The organism is Microbispora bryophytorum (genome assembly GCF_006874465.1).
GTDB classification, from domain to species: domain Bacteria; phylum Actinomycetota; class Actinomycetes; order Streptosporangiales; family Streptosporangiaceae; genus Microbispora; species Microbispora bryophytorum.
On record NZ_VIRL01000005.1, the window covers coordinates 15,879 to 38,948 of the forward strand.

The window sequence follows — 23,070 nt, forward strand, 5'->3', positions numbered from 1 at the left end:
CTGGTCGCCTATCTACTTTCCTACTCCAACGTCTGGCTCAGTTTCTTCAAGGCATGGCGTTTGTCATCGAGGGAGGCGTGGGCGTAGATGGTCATCGTGACCTCGATGTCGCTGTGGCCGACGATGTCGCGGACGACCTGGGGCGGGACGCTGAGGTTGAGCAGGAGCGTCACGCAAGTGTGGCGGAGGTCGTGAAAGCGCATGTCGCCGAGCCCGACCGCCTTGCGGATGGCTCCCCAGCTACGTCAGAGGTTGTCCGGCTCCATGGGCGTCCCACAGGGCGGACAACCAGCTCGGGAAAATTCAGCAGACCGGGTTGGCCGAGGCCGTGGACGCCTACGCACTGTCGGGCGTTGAAGGCATCCGTAAGCCCGACGTTGCATTGTTTGAGATCGCGGCCAAGCGTTGCGGCGTGACTCTCGCCGAGGGCGGATGGATGATCGGTGATAACCTCACCGCCGATATAGTCGGCGGGGGTGCTGCGGGTTTCCGAACGACCTAGATCGATCGAGGCACCTGGCCCGACGCCAACCACCAGGCCGACCATGTGGTCACGGATGTACTCGAAGCTATTGAGATCTTGCTGGCATGCAGCGAGGGCGGCGGCGCGCGATGACAGCAGTGGTGACAGCAACGTCGGCCAACAGAGGCATCCGGCGGCAGCCATCCACCACCCTCTGACCACAGTCTCCGGGACCCGGGCAGGGCGATTGTTCCGCCTGAAAAGCGGACGGTCGTGCTGTCGCGTAGCAGGCTATCTCCGCATGGAAGGGACGTCGTAGGCAGGCGGCTGGCTGTTCATCAGCTCGGTCAGGGTCTTATCTGTGAGGGCAAGCTCGAAGGCGTTGCCTGCTTGCTGCGGATCCCAGCCGTGCCCGAGCGCCGTGCGTATGACCGCCGTCACAAGCGCTGGCCGTATTGCCATCGTCCGTTCTCCCAACCATGCGTCCGGCCGTGAGCAGGGAAGCGACACCAAAAGGACACGACTCGACGCGTCGGCAAGTTCCACCGCGAAGGTCATCGGCCCCCAGCTGTTCCCCTGGCAATACGTGGGCTTACGGCGGACGCGCCAGCGGAATACGCTGTCATTGACGGTGATGAGCCGCGAACCCTGCTTCGGGATCGCCATTGGCAACCTCCTGCCCTGTTCCGTCACTGTTCCGTGGGATGGCCGAGAACAGCGAGAAACGATGAGAGCCAGCCGTAACGGTAACCCCTGGTCACGCTTCTGATCGACGGATTTTCGCAAGTGGACACGGAGGGGATCGAAGATCATGCAAATCTTCGAAGGCACCAACCAGATCCAGCGCCTCGTAATCAGCCGTCACCTGGCCAGGTAGCCCTTACATGCGAAGACCCCGATTTCCTGTGCTGGGAGGCGGCCCGCCGCGTCATCGCCGGCTCGGCCTGGTCGCTGATCTGCAGATCGGCGGCCACCTGCTGCGCGGTCCGGCCGGCCCGCCCACCAGCTCCGGCCCCGTCCTCTTCCGGAGGCGGGGCCGTTTGGCGCGTTTCGGATCTATTCGACGATCTCGTTGAGCGCGTCCTCGTACGCCTTGGCATCGGAGGGGGCCATGTCCTTGTCCACGCGCACCACGACGTTCCCCTTCACATATGTGTACTCAGCCAGCATCGGAGTCTTCCCGAGCGCCTGTATGTACTCGGCGCGGGCCTCGGCGCCGTCGGCGTCCTCGAACACCTCGACACTGCCCGCCTTATCGACATTGACCCTGCTATCGGTGAACTCGGCCTTGCTGAGGTAGCCGTTGGGGCGGCCAAGCAGCTTGTTCGGGTCAGTGTTCTCGTCGTAGACGGTGCCGAGCTTGGCGGGCACTCCGTTGGTGCCGAGGGCGCCGATGATGGCAGTGGCGTCCTTGTTCGTCGTGGCCCCGCCGCAGGCGGTGAGGAGGCCGACCAGTGCGAGCGCGGCGGCGGCGCGAGGGTGTCGTCGTAATTGGATCATGAGGTCATGCATACATTCTGGATCGATCCAGGCGTGGCAGTGTTGATGTGATTGAGATCGGATGCTCTGTAGGCCGAACGGACGGTGGGTGGCCTCGGTGTGGAGGGTGGCGAGACGCCGCGGACCCCGCCGGGCCGAGAGGTTCGCTTCCGTTCACGACATCGAGCCGGAGTGCGGGAAGCCGCGCACCCCGATCGGTGTTCTCATCGGGCAGACCATACTGTTGAGCGGTTATATCCGCTTATGAGTGTTTTGGGGGAGATTGTGGCGAAGCCTGTTCTGCAGATCGTCATCGCCAGCACGCGTCCCGGGCGGGTCGGGCTGCCGGTCGCGGAGTGGTTCTATGAGCGCGCGGCCGCCCAGGACCTCTTCGAGGTCGAGCTTGTCGACCTGGCGGAGGTGAACCTGCCGTTCATGAACGAGCCCAACCACCCCCGCCTCCGGCAGTACGTCCACCAGCACACCAAGGAGTGGAGCGCGACCATCGAGCGCGGCGACGCGTTCGTGTTCGTCACGCCGGAGTACAACTACGGCTTCAACGCCGTCCTGAAGAACGCCCTCGACTACCTGCACCACGAGTGGCACTACAAGCCGGCCGGGTTCGTCAGCTACGGCGGCGTATCCGCGGGCACGCGGGCCGTGCAGATGCTCAAGCAGGTCGTCACCACGCTGAAGATGGTGCCGCTGTTCGAGGCGGTCTCGATCCCCTTCGTCGCCCAGCTCCTCGACGAGGAGGGCCGCCTCCAGCCCAATGAGGTCATGAACTCGGCGGCGGACGCGATGGTGGCCGAACTGGCCCGGCTCGCCCCCGCGCTGCGGCACCTGCGTCCCGCCGGCTGATCACGCAGGGGGCAGCACGCCGGTCTCCGGGTCCCGCTCCGTGAGGCAGTAGACCCCGCCGGCCGGGTCACGCATGACGATCCAGTGCCGCCCCCGCGTCACGCACACCGCGCCGTGCCGTTCGTGCAGCGCGCGAACGGCATCGGGGTCGGCGCAGGCCAGGTCGACATGGGCCGACCGGCCGGGGCCCTCGCCGAGCCGCTGCAGGAGGATCCGCACCGGCGTCCCCGGCGTCGTCAGCGCCGTGAACTCGGGCAACGGTCCCCGGCGCGGGGACCACCCGGTCAGCGCCGCCCAGAACGCCTCCTCCTCCTCGTACGCGTCGGGCGCGATGTCGAGGCTGACCTGGTCGAGGCGGGTGGCGGCGAACACCGGCGGGAGCCGGGCCGTCCCCGGCGGGAGGACAGGCGCGTGCCGGTGACGGCGGTCCAGAACGCCGCGGCCGCCTCGAACCGCTCGCGCGGCCGGTCCACGAAGGCGAGCACCCGCCGCACCGTCTCAGCACGCCTCCTCGAACAGCGCCAGCAGCGCCGTCTCCAGGTCCGCGGGGGTGCGGTAGACGACCCCGGTCATGCCGAGCACCCTCGCCGCGTCGACGTTCTCGGCCCGGTCGTCGATGAACAGGCACCGCTCCGGCGGCGCGCCCGCGTGCTCGGCGGCGATCTCGAAGATCCGTGGGTCGGGCTTGGCCACCCCCACGTCGTAACTGCTCACGACGTGGTCGAAGGCGTCGTGCAACTCCAGCTCGTGCAGGTGGGCGGCCAGTTCCGAGGTGGCGTTGCTGACGAGCACGACGGGGACGCGGGCGCGCGCCCGCGTGAGCAGCGCGAGCACCTCCTCGTCCGCCCAGGTGCGGGCGGCCAGCCAGTCGGCGGTCAGCGCGCTCGCCCGCGCGGCCGAGCCCACCAGCCCGGCGAGGACGGGAACGGCCGAGGCCAGCCACTCCTCACGGGTCACCAGCCCGGTCAGGGCCGGGACCACAAGCGCCGACTCGCCGGTCACCCGTGCCACGGTCCCCGGTTCCACGCCGTACGCCCGCTCGATCTCCGCCTGCTGCTCAAGATCCTGAAATTTCAGGACGCCGTCGAAGTCGCACAGCACCGCGTCGAATGCTCTGGCCGCCATGGTCCGAGACTACGACGCGCAGCGTGGCGCATCCGCGCGCGTCAGGTGATGAGGCGGTGGCCGCCGGGGCTGAGGGAGTTCATGAAGAGCCGGTCGGCTCCAGGGAGGGAGGCCAGCCGCAGCAGCCAGTCGCGGGCCGTGATGCGCAGGCGGCTGGACGGCGCCATCCAGGGGAGGAAGCGGCGGCCGAACGACTGGACGTCGCCCACGACCGGTCGCATACGCGCCGCGTACCGGTCGAGGGCGGGGGACAGGTCGCCGGAGGCGGCCGTGCGCAGTTCGCCGGCGAGCACCCACGCCGCGGCCACCGCGAGGGACGCGCCGTGCCCGGCGAACAGGGAGACCGCCTGGCAGGCGTCGCCGAGCAGGACCACACGGCCGCTGCTCCACCGCGGGGCCTCGACCTGTGTCACCTGGTCGTAGTACAGCTCCGGCGGTTGCGGGCACCGGCCGAGCACCTCGGGCAGGATCCAGCCGAGCTGCCCGAAGTGCTCGCGCAGCGAGGCGGCCGGGTCGGCGGGAACGGCGGGGTCGGGCTCGTGGCGCAGGAACAGCAGGGCGAGCCGGTTCCCGCCCACCGCGTAGGCGCCGGCCATCAGATGCGGCACGGTCAGCATCCGATAGCGCGGGCCGACCAGCCGGCTGAGGTCCTCGTCCTCGACCACGTATGCGGCCACGTGGTGGTCGAGATAGCGGATGAAGCGCTCCTCGGGACCCAAGACCAGCTCCCTGACCCGCGAGTGCACGCCGTCGGCGCCGACCAGCAGGTCCGCCTCGTGCCGGGTGCCGTCGGTCAGTTCGACCTCGACGCCCCCGTCGTCCTGCCTGACGGCCGCGACCGTCGTGCCGTACCGCACCGGCGCGCGCACCTGCTCGGCGAGTACGCGGGCGAGGTCGCCCCGCAGCAGGCTGACCACCTCAGCGAATCCCTCCTTGACGGCGAGACGGCTGGTCTGCCGTCCGGAGCCGTCGACGTAACCGATCTCGTGGACGGGGTGGCGGACCTCCTCCAGCCGGGGACGCAGCCCCATCCGCCCGGCCGCCTCCAGCCCCGGGCCGTAGAAGTCGATCATGTATCCGCCCTCGCGGAACGCCGGAGCGCGCTCGACCATTTCGACGTCCCAGCCGGCGCGCTCCAGGTGCCAGGCCAGGGCCGTCCCGGCTATCCCGGCGCCGCAGACGATCGCTCTCATGTCTCACTGCCCTCCTCGTGTCCGTCCGTACGCACCATCGCCCGCAGCGGCCCGGCCAGAGCGGTGAGGTCGAGGCCGGGGTCGAGCCCGCGGTGCAGCACCAGGCCGTCCACCGCCGCGACCAGGACCGCCGCGGTGGCCTCGGTGTCGCCTGCGTGGCCGCGGTCACGCAGCCAGGAGGCGATCTGTGTGCGGGAATCGGCGACGATCTCGTGCAGCAGGTCGCGGAGCTCCGGCAGCCGGGCGGCCGCCAGGTACATCTCCACGATCAGCAGGGAGGCGGGGTCGGTTCCCGTGTAGCGGGACAGCTCGCCCAGCAGCCACTCGACGCCGGTCTCGGGGTCGGGCTGCTCCGCCAGCCGCCCGGTCAGCTCCTCCAGCATCGCGCGCGCGACCCCGGTCGAGGCCGTGATCAGCAGGTCGGGCAGCGACGCGAAGTGGTAGTGGACGACTCCGGGGGCGACCCCGGCCCGCTCGGCCACCATCCGCGTGCTCACGCCGCCCCAGCCGACCTCGGCGATCAGGGCCGCCGCCGCGCCCAGCAGCCGCTGCCGTGTGGTCCTGCCCCGGTCGGCGGACGCCTCTGCCATCTCCCACGTGCTCCGTTCGGTTCTCGTACGACCGTCTCGGTCGGTCGACTTGGACGATCGACTTGGACGACTGCCCAGAAGCCTAACACCGGACATGAGGTCGCCGTCGCGGGGGATGGGCGAATACAGGGGGAGACCCCGCCGCCGAGGGGAGGGACCGGTCATGATGCCGAGGGCTCCGGCGGGCGGGGCGCCGCCGTGATCGTCACGGTGGTTCTCGGTCTCGCGGCGGCGGCCTTCCTCGGCCTCGGCTGGGTCGCGCAGCAGCACGTCGCGTACACCGAACCGCTGGGCGAGATGCTGCACGTGCGCCTGCTGTTCGACCTGGCGCGCAAGCCGGTCTGGCTGGCGGGGATCGTCGCGATGATCGGCGGGCAGGTCCTCGGGGCGCTGGCCCTGCGGCGTGCCGACGTGGCGTCCGTGGAGCCGCTCCTGGCGACCAACCTCATCTTCGCCCTCGCCGCCGCGGCCCTGTTCTACAAGGAGCGCCTGGGAGCGGCGGAGTGGCTGGGCGCGGTGCTGGTCAGCGGCGGCGTGGCCGCCTTCCTCGTGGCCGGCCGCCCCCAGGGCGGCGGGGTGCCGGCGCCGGGCTCCGCGGTGTGGATCGCCGTGCTGGCCGTGGTGGGAGTGGCCGCGGGCGTGGTCGCCGTGGCGCTTCGGATGCCCCTGCAGCCCAAGGCGATGCTGCTCGCCGCGGCCGCGGGGGCGTTGTACGGCCTCCAGGACGCGCTGACCCGCGGGTCCCTGCTGATCCTGGCATGGGGACCGGTGGCGCTGTTCACCTCGTGGGAGCCCTACCTGCTCCCCGTGATCGCGGCGACCGGCATCCTGCTCAACCAGAGCGCCTTCGACGCCGCGCCGCTGCGGATCTCGCTGCCCGCCACCACCGCGACCGAGCCGATCATCGGGATCGTCCTGGGAGTCGTGATCTTCGGCGAGCGCCTGCGCGTCGATCCGCCGGCTCTCGCGGGGGAGGTCGGCGGCCTGGTGGCGCTCGTGGCGGGGATCGTCATCCTCGGCCGCTCGCCGTTCCTGGCCAAGTCGGAGCAGGTGCAGCAGGCCCCTCGCGACCGCACCTGAACCGGGGGCGGGCTACTCGGTCGACCTCGGCACGTCGGGCCGCACCGGCCGGGCTGTGGTCCACACGATGCGGCGACGTGAACTTACGGGGTGACGACCCCGGTGAGGGGCCCGCCGGTCGGCCGGCGGGGCCCGCGCGTACGGCTACCGGGTACGGCTACCGCGTGCGGATCGGCGCGGGGATCACTGAGCGGGCGCGGCGTGCCCCCGGCTGCGGTGAGCAGCGGTGGAACCGGTGGTGGCCGCGGCGGTGCGCGCGGCGGCCGCGGTGGGGCGGTTGTCCGGACCGGGCAGGTCCCGGCTGAACGCGTACACGGCCGCGGCGGTGGCGATCGCGCCGGTGTTCAGCGCGAGGGCCTTGTCGCTGATGTTGGCGGTGGTGTCGCAGGCCTGGTGGTAGCAGGGGTCGTACGCCTGGCCCGCGGTGCCGCCGAACATCGTCTGCTCCTCGGGCGTCTTGACGCCCTCGGCACCGGTGAACGTCCCGCCGGACGGAATCCCGGCCGCGATGAACGGCCCGTAGTCCGACCGTCCGTCGAAGTCGGTGCCGTTGTGGCGCTGACGGAGCGTGTCGAAGTACTTCTCGAAGAGCTTCTCGATCTCGCCGGAGCCCTCGGGACCGGGGCCGGCGCCGGTGGCGTCGGAGTCGTCGCCGTCGTAGATCTTCAGGGCGTAGTTCGGGGAGGCGACCATGTCGAAGTTCAGGTACACCTTGATCTTGGCCAGGTCGGCGGGGGACAGGCTCGCGACGTAGTGCTCGGCGCCGAGCAGGCCGAGCTCCTCCGCGCTCCAGAAGGAGAAGCGCAGCTTGTTCCTGGTCGGGATCTTGCCCAACGCGGTGGCGACCTCCAGGATCGCGGCGCTGCCGGAGCCGTTGTCGTTGATGCCGGGCCCCGCCAGCACGCTGTCGAGGTGCGCCCCGAGCTGCACCACCTTGTTCGCGTCGCCCCACCGCGAGTCGGCGACGACGTTGTGGGTCTTACGGATTTCGCTCGTGGTGTCGGTCTTCACCCGTACGGACGTGCCGGCGGCGGACAGCTCCTCGCCGACCGCGAAGCTCACGCCCACGGCGGGGATGTGCACGGTGGGCTCGCCCAGCGTGCCCTGCAGGGTGTCGGTGCGCCCGGGCTGGCCCTCGTTCATGATGATCACCGCGGACGCGCCCGCGGCCTGCGCGTTCTCGGCCTTCACCTGGAAGTTGCAGGTGCCGCGCTGCACCAGTGCGACGGCGCCGGCCGGGAAGCCGGCGAAGTCGGCGGCCTCGCAGCCGGAGGTCGACGTGTTGGCCGTGGGGCCGGGAGGCAGCACGAGGTCGACGTTCCGGACGGCTCCGGTGACGTCTCCCGATCCGGAGTAGGTCATCGTGGCGAAGTCGCCGACACTGCTGCCGTCCGGCGGGGTGGGCGCGTACGTCTTGGCGGAGGGCGCGGTCCGCTGCAGGACCGCGGTGGAGTTCTCCTTGAAGAACGGGAAGTCGAACTCCTGCAGGGTCACCGTGTAGCCGGCCTTCTTCAGCGCTCCGGCGACGTAGTCGCGGGAGGCCGCGTAACCGGGAGTGCCGGCGGCGCGGGTGCCGCCGTTGGCGTTCGCGATGTCCTGCAGCTTGCGCAGATGCTTCTTCACCGCCGACGCGACCACCGTCTGCGCGATGCGGGCGGGGCCGGGATCGGCGTTCGCCGGTGCGGCCGGCAGGAGGGGAAGCACGAGGGCGGACGCCGCGGTGGCGACGGCGGCCCGCATGCCAAGCGAGGCGCGCATTGGGCTCTCCTTTGGGTCCAATGACGGTCCGAACGGTCCAATGGTCTGCTCCCGATGGACACTGATCGGGAACCTAACCGGGTTTGACTGATTCGGAAAGGACCTGTTTTCTGGCCCGCCGGGGTATTGCGCGGGCCCGCCTCGCCGCGCGCTGGCTCAGCGGTCGCTCGCCCAGTCGAGCAGCGTCTCGGCGGTGTCCCAGCGGCGGTTGGCGACGTTCTCGCCGAGGATGATCCCGATCAGCCGGTGGCCGCCCCGGTCGGCCGCGAACGCCAGGCAGAACCCGGCGGCGTTCGTCGAGCCGGTCTTCACGCCGATCGCGCCCGGCAGGCCGAGCATGTGGTTGGTGTTGTACCAGTCGTACCGGCCGTCCTCCGTCGAGTGCTCGCTGGTCGACGTGATCTTCTTGAAGACCGGGTTCCGCAGCGCGATCTCCGCGAGCCTGGCCTGGTCGCGGGCGGTGGAGTAACCGTCGCCATGGGAGGTCGGGAGCCCGTCGGCGTTGACGTAGAGGGTGTCGTTCAGTCCGAGTTGGCGTGCGGTGGCGTTCATCTTGTCCACGAAACCGGGCACGCCGGGGCCGTACACGCGGGCCAGGGCGTGCGCCGCGTCCGCGCCCGAGGGCAGCAGCAGCGCGTACAGCAGCTCGTGGACCGGCAGGGTGTCGCCGGGCTCGAGGTCGGCCGTCGTGCCGTCGTTGTCCTCGGCGTACTCGACGTCCTCCCGCTTGATCGTGACCTCGTCGTCGAGGTTCGCGTCGCGCAGGACGATGTAGGCGGTCATCATCTTGGTCAGGCTGGCGACCGGCATGCGCTTGCCGGCCTGCTTGTCCAGCAGGTCCTTCCCGGTCGTGGCGTCCCACAGATAGACGGCCCGCCCATGCACCTGCGGCGGCGCGTACGCGAGCGTGGAAAGGTGCCGCGCCGGGCCGGGTGCGGCCAGGGCGGCAGGCGCGAGAACCGGCGACGCCACCCCCGTGACCAGGGCAAAAGCGACCATGGAGACACCAAGAGAAAGTTTCCGAGCGGACATGCGAATCAGCGTGCCATGACTATTCGGGCATTTCGGATGAAACATCGCAAAATATCGGCAAAGTGCCGACACTCATGTGACATATGTGGTTTGGTGTGGCTTCTCGGGTAATTCGCCGCCGCTTCGTGGCGGATCCGCCGCCCGCCGTCGCCGGTGGTGACCGCGGTGCTCCCAGCGCACCATCGTCAGCGGATACGTATTCCTGCCGATGTGCCGGACGGGCTGCGGTCTCTACCGTCGAGGGCGCCGACGAGACCCCGAGGTGAGCCATGCGCGTGCTGACCGCGTTCCTGTCCGCCCTTCTGATGACCTCCTCAATCACCGTCACCTCCACGGCCGCCGAGGCCGTGGCCAAGCCCCCGCCGCCGCCCGCGACGTCCGCCGTCGACGTCGTCTACCAGCGGGCCCACTTCGGGCCCGGCCTGCGGGAGGGCGTGAAGCCGGGCAACACCCTGTCCTTCGCCGCCCCCGTGGGCACGATCTCCTACAGCGACGCACTCGGCACCAAGACCTGGGAGTACGCCCGGTGGACCGGCACCGAGCGTCCCATCGGGTTCGCCGCCACCGAGCTGGTGGCCTCCTGGAACGCCGACGTGCCCGCCGGCAGCTGGCTGCAGGTCGAGATGCGCGGCCGCCACTCCGCCGGGCAGACGAAGTGGTACGTACTCGGCCGCTGGGCGTACGGCGACGAGGACATCCGCCGCACGTCGCTGTCCGGACAGCGGGACGCCGACGGCACCGTCTCGGTCGACACGTTCGTGGCCGCGGCGGGCAAGGCGATCACCTCCTACCAGTTGCGCGTCACGCTGTACCGCACGCCGGGCTCGGCCGTGCAGCCGGTCGTGCGCGAACTCGGCGCGATGGCCTCCGCCGTGCCCGACCGGGCGAGCGTCCCGGTCAGCCCCGGCGGCATCGCCTGGGGCGTCGAGCTGCCCGTGCCCCGCCGGTCGCAGAACGTCCACGAGGGCCACTACCCAGAGTGGGACGGCGGGGGAGAGGCGTGGTGCAGCCCGACCTCGACCACCATGGTCCTCGGCTACTGGGGCAAGTGGCCCGGCAAGCAGGACACCTCCTGGGTGGATCCCTCCGATCCCAACCCCGAGGTCGACTACGCCGCCCGGTACACCTACGACTACGCGTACGAGGGAGCGGGCAACTGGCCGTTCAACACGGCCTACGCGGGACGGTACGGACTGGAGGGATTCGTCACCCGGCTCCGCTCGCTGACCGAGATGGAGCGGCTGATCCGGGCCGGCATCCCGGTCGTCACCTCGCAGTCGTTCAAGGCCGAGGAACTGCCCGGCGCGGGATACGGCACCAACGGTCATCTCATGGTCATCATCGGCTTCACCGCCGACGGTGACGTGATCGCCAACGACCCCGCGTCGCCGGACAACGACGCGGTGCGCCACGTCTACCCGCGGGCCGCCTTCGAGAACGTCTGGCTGCGCAGCACCGGCAGCGGCGGGATCGTGTACGTCATCCACCCGAAGAACCGCCCCCTGCCGCCCACCACGCCGGGGCTGCCGGCCAACTGGTGACGGTCACGCCGGGCCCGGCGGTGTTGGACCCGGGCCCGGCCCTCCTATAGTCAGTCAGGTGACTGACTCGACGAGTGTCCGGGTGAGGGCCGCGAGCGCCAAGCGGCAGCGGCTCATGGCCGCCGCCGCCGAGGTGGTGCACCAGCAGGGCGCGGAACGGACCACCATCGCCGACATCGCCCGCGCCGCCGACGTGCCGGTCGGCAACGTGTACTACTACTTCAAGACCAAGGACGAGCTCGTCGCCGCCGCGCTGGCCGAGCACGCCCGCCACCTGCGGGATCTCACCGAACGGCTGGAGCGTCTGCCCGACCCCCGGGAGCGGCTCAAGGGCCTGGTGGAGACGTGGGTCGGCGGGCGCGATCTCGCGGCCCGGTACGGCTGCCCGACCGGCACACTCGCCGCCGAGCTGGACAAACGCGACGAGGGCGGCCTGGACGCGGAGGCGGGCCGGGTGATCCGGCTGCTGCTCGACTGGGTGGAGCGCCAGTTCCGCGAGCTTGGCCTGCCCGAGCCCGACGGTCTCGCGCTGACCCTGGTGGGCGCCTACCAGGGCATGTCGCTGCTGGCCAACGCCCTGCGCGACCCCGAGATCATGACGCGCGAGGGGGCCCGGCTGATCGGGTGGCTCGACTCACTGGGCGGCTCATCGGGCGGCTCATCGGGCGCCTGACCCTGCCACGCGCTTCGCGAGCAGGGTGGTCAGCGCCGCGGTCCGCCCGTCGTCCCACCCGTCCGGCGGCGCGATCCGCGCCCATGCGGCGATCACCTCGCCGTCGTAGTCGTGCCCGTGCCCCGGGGGCGCGTCGAGGGAGAACACCAGATCGGCGGTGATCTGCCAGAACGTCACGAACGGATACCACCGCATCCAGGGCAGCACGTCGGCGCCGCGCCGCTCCTCCAGCCAGTCGGGCCGGGTGAGGACGAGCCGGGGCGTCCACCACACGATCGGGTCGGAGGGGTGCTGGAGGTAGACGACCCGCGGGGCGTTCCACGGTGACGCGGGGAGATTCAGGTCAGAGGGGTGGTTGGCGAAGCGCACGGTCTCGCCGTCCCGGTAGACGGGCAGCGCCTCCCTGCTGCCGGGATCGCGGCCGTCGACGAGCCGCCGCCACAGCGCGCTGCTGTCCGGCGGCCCGACGAACAGCGCGCCGTCGGTGCGCTCGCGCAGGTCCCGGTCGCCGCCGAACGCCGACTCCGCGCCGAACGCCCCCAGGCTCTCCCCGAAGACCAGCAGCTTGGGCCGGTGACCGGCGGGCAGCTTCGACCAGCGGGCGTACACCTGGTCGAACAGCTCGCGCCCGGCCGTCATGGCCCGCTCGCGGTCCACCAGGAACGACAGCCAGCTCGGCAGGTAGGAGTACTGCATGGAGACCAGCGCGGTGTCGCCGCCGTACATGAACTCCAGGGCGGCGGCCGCCTGCGGGTCCACCCAGCCGGTGCCGGTCGTCGTGATCACGCAGAGCACCCTGCGGCCGAACGCGCCGGTCCGCTCCAGTTCCCGTACGGCCAGGGCGGCCCTTTCGCGGGTGGTCTCGGCGGAGTCGAGCCCCGCGTAGACCCGGATCGGGGCGACGGCGGGCCGCCCGCTGAAGCGGCTCAGCTCGCCCACCGCCGGCGCGTCGGCGGCGAAGGCGCGGCCCTCAAGCCCGAGGGACGCCCAGGAGACGAGCGAGGAGGGGCTGCCCGACAGCGTGGCGGCCACCGGCGGGGTGACGCCGGGGGCGGTCTCGGTGTTGATCGCGGCGAAGCTGCGGTCGGCCCCCTTGAGCAGGGCCTCGGCGAGGATCCCGTCGGTCAGGAAGACGGCCAGCACGCCCACCCCGAGCCCCGCGGCGAACTGCGCGGCCGTGGCGGGAAACCACCGCCCTAGGAGGCGGCCGAGCGCCCGCGCCGCGATCCGCAACGCCCGGGCGGCGGCCAGCAGGGCGAGGAACAGGGCCGCCGCGATCAGCGGGACGCCGAGGTAGTTGAGCCGCTCCGGCGGGTCCAGTCCCATCAGCACGTAGATGTCCTGCTGCGCGCGCACGCCCAGGACCAGCGAGGCGGCGCCGAGACCGCAGCCGAACGTCGCGACCAGGCGCCGGACCCGCCGCCGTCCCGTGCGGTTCCACGCCGCGCGCCACCTCGCCGGGAGTCGTGCCGCGGCTGGGCGCAGGAGCGCGCCGGCGAACACTCCCACCAGGTATCCGGTGGCGGTGAGCACGCCCGCGATGATCCCCTGCAGCGTCCAGGGCCGGGGCAGCAACGACGGCGTGAGGGACAGGGAGAAGAAGGCGGCGGCGAGGACGATCCCGGCCGTGTCCAGCGGAGGATTGAGACGCAGCCGCTGTCTTTCCCCCATCTGATCCCCGATCCACGAACCGTCCGCCGGCCTCTGGGGCAGGCAGGCTATCAAGGTCACGAACGGGTCACGCACGGGGTGGGGGCACGTCCCGGTCGTCGGGAGCGGGTGCGGGTGCTCAGCCCCAGTGGTCGCCCCATCCCCACAGGTTGGGGCCGAGGGCGGCGGCCTGGTCGTCCTGCTCCACGCCGAACCGGCCGCGGAAGAACAGCATCGGGCGCTGCTCGGTGTCGACGGTTTCGAGCTCGCACACGTGACCGATGATCACGTCGTGGTCCCCCGCGACGTGCACGTCGCGCACCTCGCCGTGCACGCGCAGCAGCACCTGCCGCAACGCCGGAGTTCCCCACCGCGACAGGTCCCAGTCGAGTCCCGCGAACTTGGCGCCCTTGCTGGAGCCGAACCGGCCACACAGATCGACCTGGTCCTCGCCGAGCACGTTCACGCAGAAGCGGCCCGACTTCCTGATCCGCGGCCAGGCGTGGCCCTTGTGGTCGGCGCAGAACAGGATCAGCGGCGGTTCGAGGGATACCGATGCGAAGGACTGGCAGGCGAAGCCCACCGGTTCGCCGTCGTCGAGGCCCGTGACCACGGTCACGCCGGTCGCGAACATGCCCAGCGCACGCCGGAACTCGGCCGGTGCCGGCGGCGCCACCTCGGTGAACTCGGGGTCGGCGTGTGCAGCGGTCATGGACTCACCTCGCGTGCGTGTCGGTGCCTCACGTAACGAACTTACAAACCCCTCGTGAGCGGATCGCACGGGATCCCGGTCAACGGAAGCCTCTCGCTCATCGGGATGATCGTCGTGTTCGCGGCGTCTGTCCAGTTGGCGTCACGGAAGAGCCGCCGCTGCTTTCGCACGGCGTGGGCGCACCAGGAGGCGATGCCGTCAGGACTGGGCGAACATCTGGTCGTAGACGCCGGAGTGCCGACGGCCCGCCATGAAGCCCAGGAACCGGCGGACGAACTCGCCCCGCGTCAACTGCTCGCCTCCGCCGCCCGGGTCGTGGTCGAACGCCGTGCGGAAGAGAGCCCGGTACTCCCGCGCGTCGATGACCTGGTCGTCGTCGGTGTCGGTGACGTCGAACAGGACTTCGGCGATCCTGATGAGGGCGGAGCCGGCCATGGCGGCGGCGGCCGCGGCGTACTCGTGGCCGGTGATGCGTCCGTCGCCGTCGGTGTCGAGCTCTTTCTGCAGCTCGCGCCACCAGTCGGCGAAGGCGGCGAACAGGCGGTCCTCGTCCTGGACGTCGAGATCGAGGCGGGTGGCGATCTCCCGGGCCATCGCGGCGAGGTCGGGCCAGTCGAGGTGGCCGTCGCCGGTCTGGTCCAGGACCTCGGAGAAGAACCGTGCGGCGGAGCGCGTCGCCGCGTCGCCGGCGGCCGGCGTCTCCGGATCGGGCGTGAGGAGGCGCAGGAGCGCCCCCGCCTTCGACACACCACGGCGTAGCCCGTCCAGCGCGCGCAGCCCTTCCGGCGCGGGTGCCCCGGCCGGGACGTCGTCGTTGCGCTGCGGGGCGTACGCCGGGTCGAGCATGGTCATGACCGTGTCGAGCCGCGTCCACGCCTCCGGCAGCACCCGGGTCGCGAGCCGGGTGGACAGGTAGGCGGCGTGCATCAGCGTGCGCGTGCCCGGCAACTCGGCGAGCCCCAGGCGCGCGCGGAGCGGCTCGGGCAGCGACGCCACGACGATCGCGGTGGCGGCGGGACCAGCGAGCGCCCTGCCCGCCGCCCACACCGCAGGCCGGTCGCGGAGCAGCGGGGGAGCGGGCACCTGCGCGAACAGGCGGTCGAGGACGACGTGGACCGCTTCGGTGTTCTCCAGTCGCTCCTCGACGACGGACGCGTAGTAGCGCCAGAACTCCCGCAGCGTGGGTGGGAGCTTCCCGCCGTAGGGGTCCATCAGGGCGAGGAACGACTGGAACTCGGCGTACAGCCGGTCCAAGGTGGGGCCGTCGAGGGACTCGCCGCTCAACCGGCACATCGTGACCGTGGACTCGAACAGCGTCGCCACCACCCAGGCGCGCGCCTCGGAATCCGCGGCGTTGAACGGGCGGCCCTCGACGTCGGTCCCGGTGATGCGGGCGTGCAGGCGGTTGAGCCGGGCCGCCTCCCGCTGCCGCACCCGCGCGTCGGGGTCGACCATTCGCTGTGCGCTGAGCACGGTGTTGCGCAGCCGGCGCCACGGGTGCGCGACGAAGGTCGAATTGGTGATCAGCGCGGCGCCGATCTGCGGGTGCGCGGCCTCCAAGACGATGGCCCGGGTCGCCACCAGCCCCCAGCGCGTCTGCCGGGTCAACTGGTGGAGCATCGATCCCGGGCCGAGCGGATCGGCGTCTGTTCCGGCCGCTGTGGCGTCGCTCATTGACATCCCTTTCCTGTGGTGGCCGGTGCCTGTGCGGCGCCGAACCGGCGGTCGCGCCGTCGGTAGACCTCCAGGCATTCCCAGAAGTGCCCGGCCCGGAAGTCCGGCCACAGCACCCGGGGGAAGACCCATTCGGCGTATGCCACCTGCCAGAGCATGAAGTTGGAGATCCGCTGCTCTCCGGAGGTGCGGATGACCAGGTCCACCTCCGGCATGTCGGGGTGGGGCAGACGGCGGGCGAAACTCTCCTCGGTGACCAGCTCGGCCGGCACCCCGTCGCGGATCAGCGACCGGGCGGCCTCGACGATGTCGCGGCGGCCGCCGTGGTCGAAGGCCACCGTCAACGTCATCCGGCGGTTGTCGCGGGTCAGCGTCATCAAATCGGCGATGTCCCGGGCCAGCGCGGGCGGGATTCGCGGGTCGGCGACCCCGAGGAATCGGCAGCGGATCCCGCGTGTGTGCAGTGACAGGGCGTGTTTGCGGACGGCCCGGCGCACCAGTCGCAGCAGGACGTCGACCTCGGGGGCCGGGCGCCGCCAGTTCTCGGTGGAGAAGGCATACAGGCTCAACCACTCGACGCCGGCCGTGTGGGCCGCCTCGATGACGTCGATCACGGCGACCTCCGCCGCCCGATGCCCCTCGGTGCGGGGCAGCGACCGCTGTGCGGCCCACCGGCCGTTCCCGTCCATGACGCACGCCACGTGACGAGGGATGTCTCTCACCCTGCCGTGAGAGCTACTACGCGGACGGTGAGGACACGACGGAAGACTCCCATTGACACCCTTTCCGAGACCGTTGCGGGGTCTCCCAGGACCCCTCGGCGACGACCATTTCACGGTGCGTGAGAGAGCGACTACTTACCGTTGGTAGTCACAGTCCTTACTTCGGAGGTTTCGGTCCCGGACGACCGCCCCGGCTGGCGGGGTGGCCCCCGACGGCATCGGCCCAGGTAAAGACGTGTTTTGTCCTATTTACACCTTTCTGGGGATGTGTGTACCTTTAGGCCACACGGCAGGGGTACCCGGCCACACTTCAGCGCCATATCCGTTGCCGTGTCGTTGCCCGGACCGCGCGGTGATCGCGCGGCCGCCGAATCCGCGTCATGTGGAGCCGGGGACCCACTCTCTTCGGGGTGAATCGGCGCGCAGGCCCCCAGATGCGCCCGTAGGGCACTTCCTGCCCGAACCCGTCAGCTAACCCGGTAGGCGGCATGGAAGCAAGGAGTCAACCCCGTCATGTGCACCCATCGGCTCTCCCCCGGGAGCCGGCCCTCCCGCCGGCGCCTGCGCTCCGCCCTCGCGGCGGCGACCCTCGCCATCTCGGCCGCCGTCACGGCGGGCGTCGCCCTGCCCGCCCCGGCCTACGCGAACCCGCACACGTACGGCCAGGACGTCTCCGGCTACGAGGCCGACCACGACTGGATGAACAGCCGCGCGCAGTTCGGCTTCATCAAGGCCACGGAGGGGACCGACTGGGTCGATTCGTCCTTCCCCCGGCACTGGCAGGAGCTGGCCAAGAAGGGCATCGTCCGCGGCGCCTACCACTACGGCCACCCCTCCGACGACCCCATCGCCGACGCCAACCACTTCCTCAAGGTGGTGAACTCGCAGCCGAGCAAGCCCGGCGACATCCTGGTCCTCGACCTGGAGGACACCGACGGCGAGTCCGTCGAGCACGTCAACAAGTGGGCCAAGACCTGGCTGGAGTACGTGACGGCCAAGACCGGCGCCAGGCCGATGTTCTACAGCGGGTGGAACTTCGCCAACAAGTACGGCCGCGGCCTCGGCCAGTACCCCCTGTGGGTGGCCCACTACAGCAAGGCCCCGGGTGACATCACGCCGCCCGCCGACTGGAAGTCCTGGGCGATCCACCAGTACACCGACTCGCCCATCGACCAGAACGTCTCCACGCTGACGCCGGCCCAGCTGCGCGCCCTCGGCCGGCCGTAGCCCGTACGGGCCCCGGGGTGGGACGCCCCACCCCGGAACCCGGGCCGGCCGGGTCAGACCACGGCGCCGGAACCGTCGCGCCGCGCGGGCCTGGCACGCGGGGCCGCGGGAACCGGTGGCGGCTGGGTGGTGCGCTTCTCCAGCGCGATCGCCGCCGGTCCGGCCACGAACGACGACGACAGCGTCCCCACGATGATGCCGATCAGCAGGGCGACGGCGAAGTCGCGCAGCGAGTCGCCGCCGAACACCGCCAGCGCCGCCAGGATGAACAGCGCACCGAGCCCGGTGTTGACCGTGCGCGGCACGGTCTGCAGGATCGCGGTGTTCACCACCCGGACGAACGGCTCCCCGCGCCGCACCGGCCACAGCTCCCGCACCCGGTCGAAGAGCACGACCTTGTCGTTGACCGAATAGCCGATGATGGTGAGCATCGCGGCCAGGAACACCCCGTCGATCGGCTTGCCCATCCAGGCGAACGCTCCGACGACGACGGCCGCGTCCACGAACAGCGCCGCCACGGCCGCCGCGCCGAACGTCCACCGGAACCGGAACGCCAGGTAGGCGAGCTGCGCCGCGAGCGCGACGGCGAGCGCGATGAGCGCGTTGCGGCGCAGCTCCTCGCCGAGGCTCGGCCCGATGAGCTCGTCGCGCTGCTTGGCGACCTCGCCCACACTCCGGTCCAGCGCCTCCTCCATGCGGACCACGTCGTCGGCGCTGATCTGCCCGGTGCGGACCGAGATCGCGTCGTCCGACTGCTGCACGACGGCCGAGGGGAACCCGGCGTCCGCCACCGCCTGCCTGGCCGCCGCGACGTCGACGGGTTTGCTCGTGCCGAACTCCACGATCCGGCCGCCGGTGAACTCGACGCCGTAGTTCAGGCCGCGGGTGACCAGCCCCGCCCCCGCCAGCACGAGCAGCCCGGCCGCGACGGCGAGCCACAGCCGCCTGCCGCGCATCAGGTCCGGGTCGCGCCGGGTCAACCAGGTCCTGACCCGGCCGATCGAGCCGATCCCGGACGCCCGGGGGCCGATCCTGGCGATGAGGGCCGCGGTGAGCACCCGGGTGATCAGCATCGCCGAGACCAGCGAGGCGAGCACGCCGATGGCCAGCGTCACGCCGAAGCCCTTCACCGGCCCGGAGGCGAGCCAGAACAGCAGCCCCGCGGCGAGCAGGGTGGTGATGTTGGAGTCGGCGATCGCGCTCCAGGCGTTCTTGAAGCCCCGGTCGAGGGCCGCCTTGAGGCCCCGGCGGGGCGCCGCGCCGTACTCCTCCCTGGCCCGTTCGAAGACCAGCACGTTGGCGTCCACCGCCATGCCGATCGCCAGGACGAACCCGGCCAGGCCGGGCAGTGTGAGCGTGGCCCCCATGGCCACGAGCCCGGCGTACGAGATCAGGCCGTAGCAGGCGAGCGCGACCGCGGCCAGCACGCCCACCAGCCGGTAGACGACGCCGATGAACACCGCGGTCAGAATCACCCCGACGAGGCCGGCCTTGGCGCTCGCGGCGATGGCGTCGGCGCCGAGGGTCGGGCCGACCGTGCGCTGCTCGACCAGTTCCAGCGGCACCGGGAGCGAGCCGCCCTTGATCAGCACCGCGAGGTTCTGTGCCTCCTGCGGGGTGAACGACCCGGTGATCTGCGTGGTGCCGCCGGAGATCCCCACCTCGCAGGCGATCGACTCGTCCACCTGCGGCGAGGAGATGATCTCCTTGTCGAGGACGATGGCGACGCGGCGCTTGTGGTCGCCGGGCGGCGCGCAGGCCGCCTTCCCGGTCAGCTCCCGCCAGGGGCCGGGTTCCTTGAAGTCGATCGTGACGAACCAGCCGGGCCCCGCCTGGGGGTCGCTGCGCGCGGCGGCGTCGGTGACGCCGGCCCCGCTGAGGGCGACCGGGCCGAGCTTCAGCTTCTGGCCGCTCTCGTCGGCGACCGCGTCCCTGTCTTCGCCCTCGGCGGGACCGAGCACCGGATGGAAGTTGAGCTGGGCGGTCTTGCCGATGACCGCGGAGGCCTCGCGCGGGTCGAGCACGCCGGGCAGTTCGACGATGATCCGCCTTTCGCCGGAGCGGACCAGGGTGGGATCGACGACTCCGAGGGCGTCCGCCCGGCGCCGGAGCACGTCGAGGGCACGGTCGGTGGCGTCGGCGTCCGCCTTGACCGTGGGGGAGTCCTTCGTCTCGAAGACGAGCTGGGTGCCGCCGCGCAGGTCGAGGCCGAGGCGCGGGGCCATGGTGAGGGCGAGCAGAAGTGAGGTCGCGATGACGGCGAGCGCCGCCACCGCACGCCACATGGGCGCACGGGACATGAAGCCTCCACAGGCGTACGAGTGGGAAAGGTCTCAGTACGCGGTGGAGGGAGGAGCGCGGGCCGTGGCGGGCCGGCGCGGGAACTGGGCGGGCGGGCCGTCGTGGTGCGGCCCGGCCCGGGTGACCCGGGTGCCGCCGCGCGGCGCCGCCGGGTTGGGCAGCACGACCGGGCCGCCGGACGCGCCGGCGCCGCCCGCTCCCGCCTGGACCCGAGGTGGGTCGCCCTGGGCCGGTCGCGTCGCGTGCGCGGGAGTGCGGGCCGCCGGGCGGCCCGCGGCGAGCTGGGAGCCCTGGTGATGGCGAGGGCCGGCGTCGACGTGAGCGCTGTGGACGCCGGCGGCGCGATACGGCGTCTGCGTCGCGGACGCGGACGCCGGCACGCCGCCGGAGGTCAGGAGGATCGCGTGCAGCAGGAGCAGCAGCGCGGCGGTCAGCCTGCGTCGCACGGGTTCCCTCCCTCCCACGAACCGGTCTTGCGGCCACCGTAGCGAGTTCCGTGCGCGGGTGCCGCGTGCCGTACCCGCGCCAGGGGGAACGGAAAAACGCGCCCAGGCGGACGGGAGCGTGTCCGGAATGCGGGTACGCACTACGAATGGCGGAAATCGGGCAGGGGCCGATAGGGAGAAACGGGCAACGGAAAACGCGGATGACCGTTTCGCGAAGGTGGGTTATGGTCGGTCTCATGGCGACCTCACGACGTGGCACGTGCGGGTCCACCGCCTTCACGTTGGTGGTGGGCCTGCTGATGCTTGCCCTCGCGCTGGTCGCCTCCACGCCCGCCTGGTATGGCGGCGACCCCGCCCAGCGCATGCCGCAGGCCGCCGCCGAGGTGTGGACGCCGGGGGCGTGGACGCCGCAGTCGGCGACGCTGCCGACGGGCGCCGCCGGTCCCGAGCATCTGCCGTTCCCGTCCCGGCCGCATAATGTGGCGGCCGCGCCTGCGGCTCCCGTCTCCGCGCCGGCGCAGGCCCGGCACCACGAGGACATCGTCCTCAGCCCGCAACAGACCGGGCATCGCACCGCCGGCTCGCGCAGCCCGCCACAGTCCCTGTGACCCGAGCCCGCTCGGAGCGCGCCGGAACCGCGGCACCGTCCCGGTCCTCGTCCGCGCGCGCCTGACCCGTCCCCGGCCACGCCGGCCCGGCGCGTCGCACTTCGCCATACCGCCAGCCGCCCAGCCGTCCGGCGGCGCGACCACGCGTCGTGCCCCGGCGGTCGTGGCGCGCCCCGGGCCGCCCTCCGAGCGTTTCGGCCATCAGCACATGCGGGTCCGCCCGCGTACCCGTCTCGCGCACCGGCATCGGTGCGTCGATGGCGCGCGTGCTCGCGCGCCGCCTCATCCCTCACCTGGAGTGATGCCGCTTATGGCAGAGATCAGGTCGCCGCGCCTCCTCATGGAGGAGTGCCGGCGGTACACGACGCAGCTGTCCGAGCTGCGCATGCTGCTCGAAGAGCGGCTCCACGCCGCCCAGGCCGAGCTGGCCCGGCTGCGGGACCCGTACGACCCCTGCGAGGTGGCGCCGTCCGCCGCCCGCACCCGGCCGTCCGCCGCGCGCGTACGGCAGGCGCGTCTCGACGTCGCCGCGATCGAGGCGGCGCTGGAGCGGATGGATCGGGGCCTCTACGGCACCTGCACCCGATGCGAGGTGTTCCTGCCGCTCGACCGGCTCCGGCTCGCGCCGCACGTGCAGCAGTGCGCCTCCTGCGCCGGCGAGACCCGGTTGACGGCATGACGGCCCTGGCCCTCGACCTCGGCACCGCGCGGATCCGGCTGCTGCTGTCCAGCAGCACGACGATCAGGGAGCGGCCGTCGGCGTGCGGCGATCCGGAGGCGCGCCGGTGGCCGGTGCGGCACGGCATGGTCGCCGACATGCCGGGATGCGCCCGGCTGGTCCGCACGGCGCTGAGCGACGCCGTGACCGAGCGGCACCCGCCGCTGGAGCGCGTCCTGCTCGGCGTGCCCGTCGCGGCCTCGCGACTGGACCGGCGGGCCGCGTACGCGGCGGTCAGCAGCGCCGCCCGCTGCCGGGTGGCGATCGTCGAGGAGCCGCTGGCCGCGGCGGTCGGCTGCGGTGTGGACATCGCCGACCCGAGGCCCCGGCTCCTGCTGGACGCGGGAGCGGGGATCGCCGAGGCCGTCGTCATCCGCGCCGGAGAGATCGCCGACGCGGGCGCCGTGCAGGTCGCCGGGCAGGTCGGCGCGGGCGAGCCGGCGGAGGGCGCCGGCTGCCCGCCCTACGCGCGGGAACGCGTCGTGGCGATGGTCGCCGACCTGATCGCGCGTGTTCCCGCCGCCCTGCGGGCGACCGTCCGGCAGCAGGGCCTGCTGATCACGGGCGGCGGCGCCCGCGACCCGGAGCTGGCCCGCAAGCTCTGCGCGGAGCTGCGGATCACCGTCAGCCCCGTGGCCGATCCCGCCAACGCGACCGTCAGAGGGCTGGCCTGCCTGCTTGGCACCTCTGGCTCTTCTGGCACCTCTGCCATCGGACGAAAGGACATCGACGATGACCACCAGTGACGAGTTCACCGCCATCAGCGAGCCGCAGAGGCAGGCGATGCGCGCCGACCTGGAGGAGCAGCTCCACCGGCGTGAGGTGCAGCTGCGTGACCTGCGGGCCGCCGTCGACGGCGGCAACGACGACACCGCCAGGCTCGCGCTGCTCGCCGACGTCGCCGCCACCGAGCGGGCGGTGGCCGAGCTGTGCAAGGCGCTGGAGCGGGTCGAGGAGGGAAACTACGGCCGCTGCGCCGACTGCACCGCGGTCATCCCGTTCGGCCGGCTGAAGATCCGGCCCATGGCCCGTTACTGCATCGCCTGCCAGCGGCGCCACGAGGCCCGCTGACGCCCGGTGCCGCCCGCTCCGCTCCGCGCTAGCGGCGGCGGAGCGGGCGGCGGTTCGTGACGGCACCCGGTCGTACCAGGTGACGGTGGCGCCGTTGCCGAAGGACCACCTGCGGCCCGGCTGCACGAGCTCGTCGAGCAGCCGGT

At 71.7% G+C, this 23,070-nt stretch carries 25 protein-coding genes and 1 riboswitch; of the genes, 10 read left to right on the top strand and 15 right to left on the bottom strand.

The genetic code is table 11. The features are described from left to right. Positions 1–20 precede the first annotated feature (20 nt). The gene (locus FLX07_RS37665; protein ID WP_268239468.1) at positions 21–230 is read right to left on the bottom strand and encodes a tyrosine-type recombinase/integrase; all 210 of its coding nucleotides are present in this window, start codon (positions 228–230) and stop codon (positions 21–23) included. A 71-nt stretch (positions 231–301) separates the two neighbouring features. Here FLX07_RS37665 and FLX07_RS37670 point away from each other — a divergent pair, with 71 nt between their 5' ends. Continuing rightward, on the top strand, positions 302–502 hold the full coding sequence (locus tag FLX07_RS37670; RefSeq protein WP_142571128.1) for an HAD family hydrolase: 201 nt from the start codon (positions 302–304) through the stop codon (positions 500–502). Between the two features lie 252 nt (positions 503–754). On the opposite strand, the gene FLX07_RS12030 is transcribed toward FLX07_RS37670, so the two are convergent. Next, positions 755–1,129: a hypothetical protein gene (locus FLX07_RS12030; protein WP_189104913.1), complete on the bottom strand. Its 375-nt coding sequence runs from the start codon at positions 1,127–1,129 to the stop codon at positions 755–757. 390 nt (positions 1,130–1,519) lie between these two features. Then, positions 1,520–1,963, bottom strand: coding sequence for a hypothetical protein (locus FLX07_RS12040; RefSeq protein ID WP_142570698.1), 444 nt, complete (start codon positions 1,961–1,963; stop codon positions 1,520–1,522). A 264-nt stretch (positions 1,964–2,227) separates the two neighbouring features. Between FLX07_RS12040 and FLX07_RS12045 the strand changes: the two genes are divergently transcribed. After that, on the top strand, positions 2,228–2,803 hold the full coding sequence (locus FLX07_RS12045; RefSeq protein WP_208762174.1) for an NADPH-dependent FMN reductase: 576 nt from the start codon (positions 2,228–2,230) through the stop codon (positions 2,801–2,803). On the opposite strand, the gene FLX07_RS12050 is transcribed toward FLX07_RS12045, so the two are convergent. From FLX07_RS12050 to FLX07_RS12065, 4 genes are all read right to left on the bottom strand, one after another. Continuing rightward, positions 2,804–3,175, bottom strand: coding sequence for a VOC family protein (locus FLX07_RS12050; RefSeq protein WP_208762175.1), 372 nt, complete (start codon positions 3,173–3,175; stop codon positions 2,804–2,806). 126 nt (positions 3,176–3,301) lie between these two features. Further along, positions 3,302–3,928 carry an HAD family hydrolase gene (locus FLX07_RS12055; RefSeq protein WP_142570702.1) on the bottom strand — a complete coding sequence of 209 codons (627 nt, stop codon included), beginning with the start codon at positions 3,926–3,928 and terminating at the stop codon, positions 3,302–3,304. Positions 3,929–3,969: 41 nt separating this feature from the next. Beyond that, entirely contained in the window at positions 3,970–5,121 is a 1,152-nt protein-coding gene (locus FLX07_RS12060) for an FAD-dependent monooxygenase (RefSeq protein ID WP_142570704.1), read from the bottom strand. Continuing rightward, complete coding sequence (locus tag FLX07_RS12065; protein WP_142570706.1) at positions 5,118–5,711, bottom strand: TetR/AcrR family transcriptional regulator; 594 nt, start codon at positions 5,709–5,711, stop codon at positions 5,118–5,120. Before FLX07_RS12065 ends, FLX07_RS12060 begins: the two co-directional genes overlap by 4 nt. A 198-nt stretch (positions 5,712–5,909) precedes the next feature. Here FLX07_RS12065 and FLX07_RS12070 point away from each other — a divergent pair, with 198 nt between their 5' ends. Then, entirely contained in the window at positions 5,910–6,791 is an 882-nt protein-coding gene (locus FLX07_RS12070; RefSeq protein WP_208762176.1) for a DMT family transporter, read from the top strand. Positions 6,792–6,974: 183 nt separating this feature from the next. Here the strand turns inward: FLX07_RS12070 and FLX07_RS12075 are convergent, their stop codons facing one another. Together FLX07_RS12075 and FLX07_RS12080 are read right to left on the bottom strand one after the other, a co-directional pair. After that, a complete protein-coding gene (locus tag FLX07_RS12075) occupies positions 6,975–8,549 on the bottom strand; it encodes a M28 family metallopeptidase (RefSeq protein WP_142570708.1) in 1,575 nt (524 codons plus the stop codon). 156 nt (positions 8,550–8,705) lie between these two features. Continuing rightward, entirely contained in the window at positions 8,706–9,548 is an 843-nt protein-coding gene (locus FLX07_RS12080) for a D-alanyl-D-alanine carboxypeptidase family protein (RefSeq protein ID WP_223853352.1), read from the bottom strand. A 302-nt stretch (positions 9,549–9,850) separates the two neighbouring features. Between FLX07_RS12080 and FLX07_RS12085 the strand changes: the two genes are divergently transcribed. Next, positions 9,851–11,122 (top strand): C39 family peptidase, encoded by a 1,272-nt coding sequence (locus FLX07_RS12085; RefSeq protein ID WP_142570712.1) that lies wholly within the window; start codon positions 9,851–9,853, stop codon positions 11,120–11,122. Between the two features lie 58 nt (positions 11,123–11,180). Next, positions 11,181–11,795: a TetR/AcrR family transcriptional regulator gene (locus FLX07_RS12090; RefSeq protein WP_142570714.1), complete on the top strand. Its 615-nt coding sequence runs from the start codon at positions 11,181–11,183 to the stop codon at positions 11,793–11,795. On the opposite strand, the gene FLX07_RS12095 is transcribed toward FLX07_RS12090, so the two are convergent. The 4 genes from FLX07_RS12095 to uppS form a co-directional block, all read right to left on the bottom strand. After that, complete coding sequence (locus tag FLX07_RS12095) at positions 11,781–13,466, bottom strand: alpha/beta hydrolase (RefSeq protein WP_142570716.1); 1,686 nt, start codon at positions 13,464–13,466, stop codon at positions 11,781–11,783. The genes FLX07_RS12090 and FLX07_RS12095 overlap by 15 nt on opposite strands. A gap of 118 nt (positions 13,467–13,584) precedes the next feature. Next, positions 13,585–14,157 (bottom strand): flavin reductase family protein, encoded by a 573-nt coding sequence (locus FLX07_RS12100; RefSeq protein ID WP_142570718.1) that lies wholly within the window; start codon positions 14,155–14,157, stop codon positions 13,585–13,587. Between the two features lie 198 nt (positions 14,158–14,355). Beyond that, complete coding sequence (locus FLX07_RS12105) at positions 14,356–15,831, bottom strand: oxygenase MpaB family protein (protein ID WP_142570719.1); 1,476 nt, start codon at positions 15,829–15,831, stop codon at positions 14,356–14,358. Beyond that, positions 15,828–16,553 (bottom strand): polyprenyl diphosphate synthase, encoded by a 726-nt coding sequence (uppS, locus tag FLX07_RS12110; RefSeq protein ID WP_189104914.1) that lies wholly within the window; start codon positions 16,551–16,553, stop codon positions 15,828–15,830. Before uppS ends, FLX07_RS12105 begins: the two co-directional genes overlap by 4 nt. A gap of 355 nt (positions 16,554–16,908) precedes the next feature. Continuing rightward, positions 16,909–17,054: riboswitch (cyclic di-AMP (ydaO/yuaA leader) on the top strand. A gap of 12 nt (positions 17,055–17,066) precedes the next feature. Between uppS and FLX07_RS12115 the strand changes: the two genes are divergently transcribed. Further along, positions 17,067–17,780 carry a glycoside hydrolase family 25 protein gene (locus tag FLX07_RS12115; RefSeq protein ID WP_142570721.1) on the top strand — a complete coding sequence of 238 codons (714 nt, stop codon included), beginning with the start codon at positions 17,067–17,069 and terminating at the stop codon, positions 17,778–17,780. Positions 17,781–17,833: 53 nt separating this feature from the next. Here FLX07_RS12115 and secD read toward each other — a convergent pair whose 3' ends face one another. Beyond that, entirely contained in the window at positions 17,834–20,080 is a 2,247-nt protein-coding gene (gene secD / locus FLX07_RS12120) for a protein translocase subunit SecD (RefSeq protein ID WP_142570723.1), read from the bottom strand. A 33-nt stretch (positions 20,081–20,113) separates the two neighbouring features. Further along, the gene (locus tag FLX07_RS12125; RefSeq protein ID WP_142570725.1) at positions 20,114–20,527 is read right to left on the bottom strand and encodes a hypothetical protein; all 414 of its coding nucleotides are present in this window, start codon (positions 20,525–20,527) and stop codon (positions 20,114–20,116) included. A 236-nt stretch (positions 20,528–20,763) separates the two neighbouring features. On the opposite strand from FLX07_RS12125, the gene FLX07_RS12130 reads away from it, so the two are divergent. The 4 genes from FLX07_RS12130 to FLX07_RS12145 all read left to right on the top strand — a co-directional run bounded on the left by FLX07_RS12130 (position 20,764) and on the right by FLX07_RS12145 (position 22,924). Further along, positions 20,764–21,135 carry a hypothetical protein gene (locus FLX07_RS12130; RefSeq protein ID WP_142570727.1) on the top strand — a complete coding sequence of 124 codons (372 nt, stop codon included), beginning with the start codon at positions 20,764–20,766 and terminating at the stop codon, positions 21,133–21,135. Between the two features lie 310 nt (positions 21,136–21,445). Continuing rightward, positions 21,446–21,814 carry a TraR/DksA family transcriptional regulator gene (locus tag FLX07_RS12135; protein ID WP_142570729.1) on the top strand — a complete coding sequence of 123 codons (369 nt, stop codon included), beginning with the start codon at positions 21,446–21,448 and terminating at the stop codon, positions 21,812–21,814. After that, on the top strand, positions 21,811–22,599 hold the full coding sequence (locus FLX07_RS12140) for a rod shape-determining protein (RefSeq protein WP_167748213.1): 789 nt from the start codon (positions 21,811–21,813) through the stop codon (positions 22,597–22,599). The genes FLX07_RS12135 and FLX07_RS12140 overlap by 4 nt, the downstream gene beginning before the upstream one ends. Then, a complete protein-coding gene (locus FLX07_RS12145; RefSeq protein WP_142570732.1) occupies positions 22,586–22,924 on the top strand; it encodes a TraR/DksA family transcriptional regulator in 339 nt (112 codons plus the stop codon). Before FLX07_RS12140 ends, FLX07_RS12145 begins: the two co-directional genes overlap by 14 nt. The last annotated feature ends 146 nt before the right edge of the window (positions 22,925–23,070 follow it).